Below are 5,957 nucleotides of genomic sequence, written 5' to 3' on the forward strand. Positions count from 1 at the left end.
ATTGATCACCTTCCATAATGGTCGGTGGCCCTGTTTTCAATCGGCGATACTGGCCCTATTTTCGGTCGGCGTTAACAGCGTTCAGTACCGGAAGCCCGACCACAGCTCTACCACCAGACGTGGGTTCTCAACGAAGAAGGAAGCAACGCTGTTCCTCGCCTCGGTTGAAGTGTCGAAGAGTCGCGGCTCCTACGTAGATCCCACGCGCTCTCGGGTAACTGTGGCCGAGTGGATGGATCGCTGGCTCGCGACGCGTAGCGATCTCCGACCTTCCACCATCGATAGGGCCCAAGGCATAATCCGGCGCAATATCGCTCCCGACCTCGGGGGCATTCCCCTCGGCGACTTGGAACGGATGACCGTCCAGGAATGGGCCTCAAGGCTCTCTGAAACCCAAGCGCCTTGGTCCGTGCGCAAAATCGTCAATACGCTGGGGGGCGCGCTGCAGATGGCCGTCGACGATGGCCGGATCACTACGAATCCTGCCGCCCGCCTGAAGCTCCCCAAGGTTTCCAAAGTTTCCAAGACGTACTTGACTCACGAGCAGGTCCATGACCTCGAGGAAGCCGTCGAGGGTCGAGGCGTTGGATATGGACTCGTGGTCCTCGTGTTGAGCTATTGCGGCCTTCGCTGGGGCGAACTGGCCGGACTCACCGTTGCTGATGTTGATGTAAAGCGCGGCCGGCTCGAGGTGCGGCACACGATGATCGAGATCAACGGCTACCTCGAGGAATCCACGCCCAAAGACTATGAGGAGCGATCAATCCCGGTTCCCGCATTCATTCTCTTGAGACTGGAACAGGCAATCGCGGACCGGAAGCCAGGCGACCACGTCTTCGTCGGACAACGAGGCGGAGGTGTGCTCCGCAATCGCATCTTCCGCCGTGGCTTCCTGACTGCGGCAGCCGCGGAAATCGGCGTCCCGGGCCTGACTCCGCATGAGCTCCGTCATACATGCGCAAGCCTTGCTGTATCGGCCGGTGCCAACGTCAAAGCACTCCAAAGAATGCTGGGTCACGCCTCCGCGAAGGAGACTCTCGACACCTACGCGGACCTCTTTGATTCGGACCTCGACAGTGTTGCAGTCGCGCTGAATCAGGTGGCCGTGAAAGTAATTGAAGTCAAATCGAAGTCACACGACGATCTTGAGAACCTCGGGACTGAGACAGATTAGCCGCTGGTCTGGACTTTTATTGGTGTGCCCCCAGGCAGATTCGAACTGCCGCCCCTGCCTCCGGAGGGCAGTGCTCTATCCCCTGAGCTATGGGGGCCCGGGAAAACACTAGGTTACCAGCATCCGGGAGGCCGGTGTTCGCACCGGCACCTAATCGGGAGCGCTGCGGCCATCCGGCGCGGGTGTTCCGCCGCTGCGCTCGTGGTATGCCACCCGCGTTGAGGCGCAACTCCCGCGCTCGGCACAGCGGCCGTCAGCGGGCGGAATCGAGCGCGGGAGTTCCGCCGTTGCGCGGGATTTTTGCCCTCTTCGTCAGGGTGGGGCGAGCTACTTCAGGTGGCCGAGGGCCGCGGAGACGAGGGACTCGGCGTCGCCGGGCTCCAGGAAGTTCGATGAGCTGATCGTGAGCCAGTACGTGTCGGTGAAGACCTGAGCCTCGCCGATGCCGTTGGTCACGGCGAAGAAGCCCTGGACGGTCGGGGGAGTGCCATAGGTCGGGACGATCTTCGACGACGCGACGGCCTTGTCCTGCTGCTGCGTCATGAGCTGCGCGTTGGGCTGGGTGAGCGAGATTTCGATTGTGCCGTCGCTCGACTGGTTGAGCAGGCCGCACGTGAGTCCCTGGAAGGAGGCCGCGGTCTTGGCCGATGAGGATGTCGGCTTGTAGGAGGGGTCGGTGCCGTAGTTCGGGTTGAACGCGTAGACGTCGTCCAGGGTGAGCAGGTCGGTGCACGTCATCGCGACAGCGGTCCCTGCCGGGGTCGGCGTGGGCGTCGGTGTTGCCGTCGCGGCGGCCGATGCGCTCGCTGACGAGGAAGAACCCCCGGTCGCGGGGGCGCTCGCCGAACCGGAGGCCGAGGGCGCTGCATCCGCTGCGCAGCCGGACAAGCCAATGAGACTCAGCGCGCCGACGCAGAGGAAGACTCCGGCGCGCAAGCGCCGGGCGGACGGGGAGGCGGGCGAATCGAAGAGAGTCACGGGTTGACCTTACCAAGCGAGGTCCTCGAAACCGGGCCGGTAAGCTTGGTTTCCGTGACCCCCGCCGAGCTTTCCGAATCCCTGTTCGCCCTGATCCAGCAGTTGGGTGAGCGCCGACGCGCAGAAGGCATCGACACCGGTGGGCTCGACCTCGTCCTGGCCAACGCCGGCGACGTCACCCTCGAACGCCCGCGCAACCGCGACCACGGCGACTGGGCCTCGAGCATCGCGATGAAGATCGCCAAGCCGCTCGGCTACAAGCCGCGCGAGGTCGCCACCGAACTCGCGGCAGGGCTCGAGGCGCTGCCCGACGTCGCCTCCGTCGAAATCGCCGGCCCCGGCTTCATCAACATCCGCCTCGAAGCGGCATCCGCCGGCGCGCTCGCGAAGACCATCGTCGAAGCCGGCCCGGCATACGGCACCGGCCACCTCTACGACGGCATCAAGATCAACCTCGAGTTCGTCTCGGCCAACCCCACCGGCCCCATCCACATGGGCGGCGTCCGCTGGGCCGCCGTGGGCGACAGCCTCGCCCGGGTGCTTCAGGCGGAGGGTGCGGATGTCACGCGCGAGTACTACTTCAACGACCACGGTTCGCAGATCGACCGTTTCGCCCGCAGCGTCCTGGCCGCCTATCTCGGCGAGCACACCCCCGAGGACGGCTACGGCGGAGCGTACATCGGCGACATCGCCGACCAGGTCGTCGCGAAGTACGACGGAACAACCCCGATCGCCGACCTGCCCCGCGAGGAACAGCAGGAAGCCTTCCGCTCGATCGGCGTCGACCTGATGTTCACCGAGATCAAGGAGAAGCTGCACGGCTTCGGCGTCGACTTCGACGTCTACTTCCACGAGGACTCGCTGCACGAGTCCGGCGCGGTCAACCGGGCCATCGAGCGCCTGCGCGGCCTCGGCCACATCTTCGAAGCGGATGGCGCCATCTGGCTCCGTACGACGACCTTCGGCGATGACCGTGACCGGGTCATCATCCGCTCGAACGGTGAACCGGCCTATATCTCCGGCGACCTCGGCTACTACCTCGACAAGCGCGAGCGCGGCTTCGACCAGAACCTGATCATGCTCGGTGCAGACCACCACGGCTACGTCGGCCGCATGATGGCCATGGTCGAGGCCTTCGGTGACGTCCCAGGGGTCAACCTGCAGATTCTGATCGGCCAGATGGTCAACCTGCTCAAGGACGGCGAACCGTTGCGGATGTCCAAGCGCGCCGGCACGATCGTGACCCTCGACGACCTCGTCGACGCCGTCGGCGTCGACGCCGGCCGCTACTCGCTCGTGCGCTCCTCGAGCGACACCGCGCTCGACATCGACCTCGACCTGCTCGGCAAGCACAGCAACGAGAACCCGGTCTTCTACGTGCAGTACGCCCACGCGCGCACCTGCTCCGTCGCCCGCAACGCCGCGGCAGCGGGCGTCGAACGCACCGACTTCGCCCCTGAGCTGCTCGTGCACGACAGCGAGTCCGCCCTGCTCGGCGTGCTCCAGGAATACCCGCGCATGGTCGCCCTCGCCGCCGAACTGCGCGAGCCGCATCGCATCGCCCGGTACATCGAAGAGGTCGCCGGCTACTACCACCGCTGGTACGACAACTGCCGGGTGATCCCGCTTGGCGACGAGCCCGTCACGGAACTGCACCGCACGCGCCTCTGGCTCAACGACGCGACCGGCCAGGTCATCCGCAACGGCCTCGGCCTCCTCGGCGTGGCTGCTCCCGAGCGGATGTGACCGTGGACCGCGACGCCGCAACGGGCAGGGGAGCCGCAACGCGCAGGCGCCGTGGCCTGAGTGGTTTCATCATCGCGACGATCGTGGTGCTCGCCCTCGTCGCCGCCTTCTTCGTCGCCGATGCCGGCGTGCGCAACTACGCCGAGAACCGGGCGAAGGCCGAGATCGCGGCGCACCTGCCCGATTCGGTCACGGGCGACGTGTCCGTCTCGATCGGCGGCCTGTCCGTGATCGCGCAGTACCTGATGGGGAGCTTCGACCGGGTCACCCTGGTCGCTCCCGCCCTCACGGTGAACGGCGTGCCGGCATCCGTTCACCTCGTCGCGACCGACGTGCCCGTCGACCAGGCCAAACAGGTCGGCGACGTGCGCGGAACGGTCGACCTCGACCAGGCGGCGCTCAACACCCTGCTCGCGGCGGCCCTGCCGAAGGGGGCGCCCGCAGCCAACCTCGTGCTCGGCGACGGCACCGTGCAGTACGAGGGCAGCGTGAGCGTCTTCGGCCTGGACATCGGCTACCAGGCCACCGCCACCCCGACCGCTGCGGCCGACTCGCTGCTCTTCACACCGAGCAATGCGACGATCACCACCGGGGCGGGCAGCCTCGATGCGACGGCAATCCTGCCGCTCGTGCTCGGCCAGCAGCCGGTCCGGGTGTGCGTGGCCGGGTACCTCCCCGAGGGCGTCAACCTCGCCGGCGTCGACGTCACACCGGGGCGGGCGCGCATTACGCTGGAGTCGAGCACCCTGACGCTCACCGCGCAGTCGCTGACCACCCTCGGCACCTGCTCCGCCGGCTGATTCGGCGCGCGCACCCCTTGCTCGCTAGAATCGGTGCAGGTTCGCTGTCATACCGGCGGAATCTTCACTGGCTTCAGGGACCAATCCGGGTTCGCTCGCCACTCAGTGAGACACCCACTCGACTTTCCCGTGAGGTTTTCACCCGTGGCCACCAACCCGCTCGCCCCCGACTGGCTCGTCCTGCCCGGAGACGCCAACGCGCTCTCGGCCGGCCTCTGGCCCGCGACCATGCACCGCGCGCCTGCCGGCGACCTCGTCATCGGCGGCGTCTCCGCGCCTGACCTGGCCGCCCGGTTCGGCACCCCGCTCTACGTCATCGACGAAGCGGATGCCCGCGCCCGCGCATCCGCCCTCCGTTCCGCCTTCGAGGCAGAATTCTCCCGCATCGGCACCACGGTCAAGGTCTACTACGCCGGCAAGGCCTTCCTGTCGAGCGAGGTCGCCCGCTGGATGCTCGCCGAGGGACTCAACATCGACGTCTGCAGCGGCGGGGAACTCGCCGTCGCCCTCGCGGCCGGCGCGCCCGGCGCCCGCCTCGGCTTCCACGGCAACAACAAGTCCCTCGCCGAGATCGACGAGGCCTGTGCCACCGGCGTCGGCACGATCGTGATCGACTCGACCGTCGAGATCTCCCGTGTCGCCGCGGCAGCGGCCCGGCACGGCATCGTGCAGAACGTGCGGCTCAGGGTCAACAGCGGCGTGCACGCGCACACGCACGAGTTCCTCGCCACCGCGCACGAGGACCAGAAGTTCGGCATCACGCTCGAGGATGGCCCGCGCCTCGTCGCCCTGATCCGTGCGGAGCCGGCCCTGCGCTTCATCGGCCTGCACTGCCACATCGGTTCCCAGATCTTCGGAGCCGACGGGTTCGCAGAGTCCGCCTCCCGCCTGCTCGCCGTGCACGCCGCGCTCCTCGTCGGCGGGCCTGTTCCCGAGCTCAACCTCGGCGGCGGCTTCGGCATCGCGTACACCGACGCGGACACGCCCACCCCGATCCACGAACTCGCCGCCCGTCTGGCCGACATCGTCGCGGCAGAGTGTGCGGCGCGCGGCATCCCGGTGCCCATCGTCGCCTTCGAGCCCGGCCGCTCCATCATCGGCCCGGCGGGCATCACCCTGTACGAGGTCGGCACCACCAAGGCCGTCGACGTGTCGGGTGCGCCGCGGCTCTACGTGAGCATCGACGGCGGCGATCGTGGAGCCCTTCTGGCCGATGGCGACGTAGATGCAGCGAACCTGCTTGTTCACGTCTCCCGAGG

The 5,957-nt window shown here is 67.1% G+C and carries 4 protein-coding genes, 1 tRNA gene and 1 pseudogene; 4 read left to right on the plus strand and 2 right to left on the minus strand.

The annotated features are described in order from the left end of the window. Positions 1–1,174 (plus strand): site-specific integrase (locus tag QN345_RS14655; protein ID WP_323505122.1); only part of this gene is annotated, 1,174 nt, incomplete at its 5' end. Positions 1,175–1,199: 25 nt separating this feature from the next. On the opposite strand, the gene QN345_RS14660 is transcribed toward QN345_RS14655, so the two are convergent. Beyond that, positions 1,200–1,271, minus strand: a tRNA-Arg gene (locus QN345_RS14660). Between the two features lie 230 nt (positions 1,272–1,501). Beyond that, positions 1,502–2,152 (minus strand): hypothetical protein, encoded by a 651-nt coding sequence (locus QN345_RS14665; protein ID WP_322136267.1) that lies wholly within the window; start codon positions 2,150–2,152, stop codon positions 1,502–1,504. Positions 2,153–2,206: 54 nt separating this feature from the next. Between QN345_RS14665 and argS the strand changes: the two genes are divergently transcribed. The 3 genes and pseudogenes from argS to QN345_RS14680 all read left to right on the plus strand — a co-directional run. Next, the gene (argS, locus tag QN345_RS14670) at positions 2,207–3,898 is read left to right on the plus strand and encodes an arginine--tRNA ligase (protein ID WP_134564081.1); all 1,692 of its coding nucleotides are present in this window, start codon (positions 2,207–2,209) and stop codon (positions 3,896–3,898) included. A gap of 2 nt (positions 3,899–3,900) precedes the next feature. Continuing rightward, complete coding sequence (locus QN345_RS14675) at positions 3,901–4,698, plus strand: DUF2993 domain-containing protein (protein ID WP_322140691.1); 798 nt, start codon at positions 3,901–3,903, stop codon at positions 4,696–4,698. Between the two features lie 144 nt (positions 4,699–4,842). Next, a pseudogene (locus tag QN345_RS14680) lies at positions 4,843–5,889 on the plus strand (diaminopimelate decarboxylase family protein); the annotation flags it as partial. Between the last annotated feature and the right edge of the window lie 68 nt (positions 5,890–5,957).

Source organism: Cryobacterium sp. 10I1, assembly GCF_035019805.1.
Classification (GTDB): Bacteria; Actinomycetota; Actinomycetes; order Actinomycetales; family Microbacteriaceae; genus Cryobacterium; species Cryobacterium glucosi.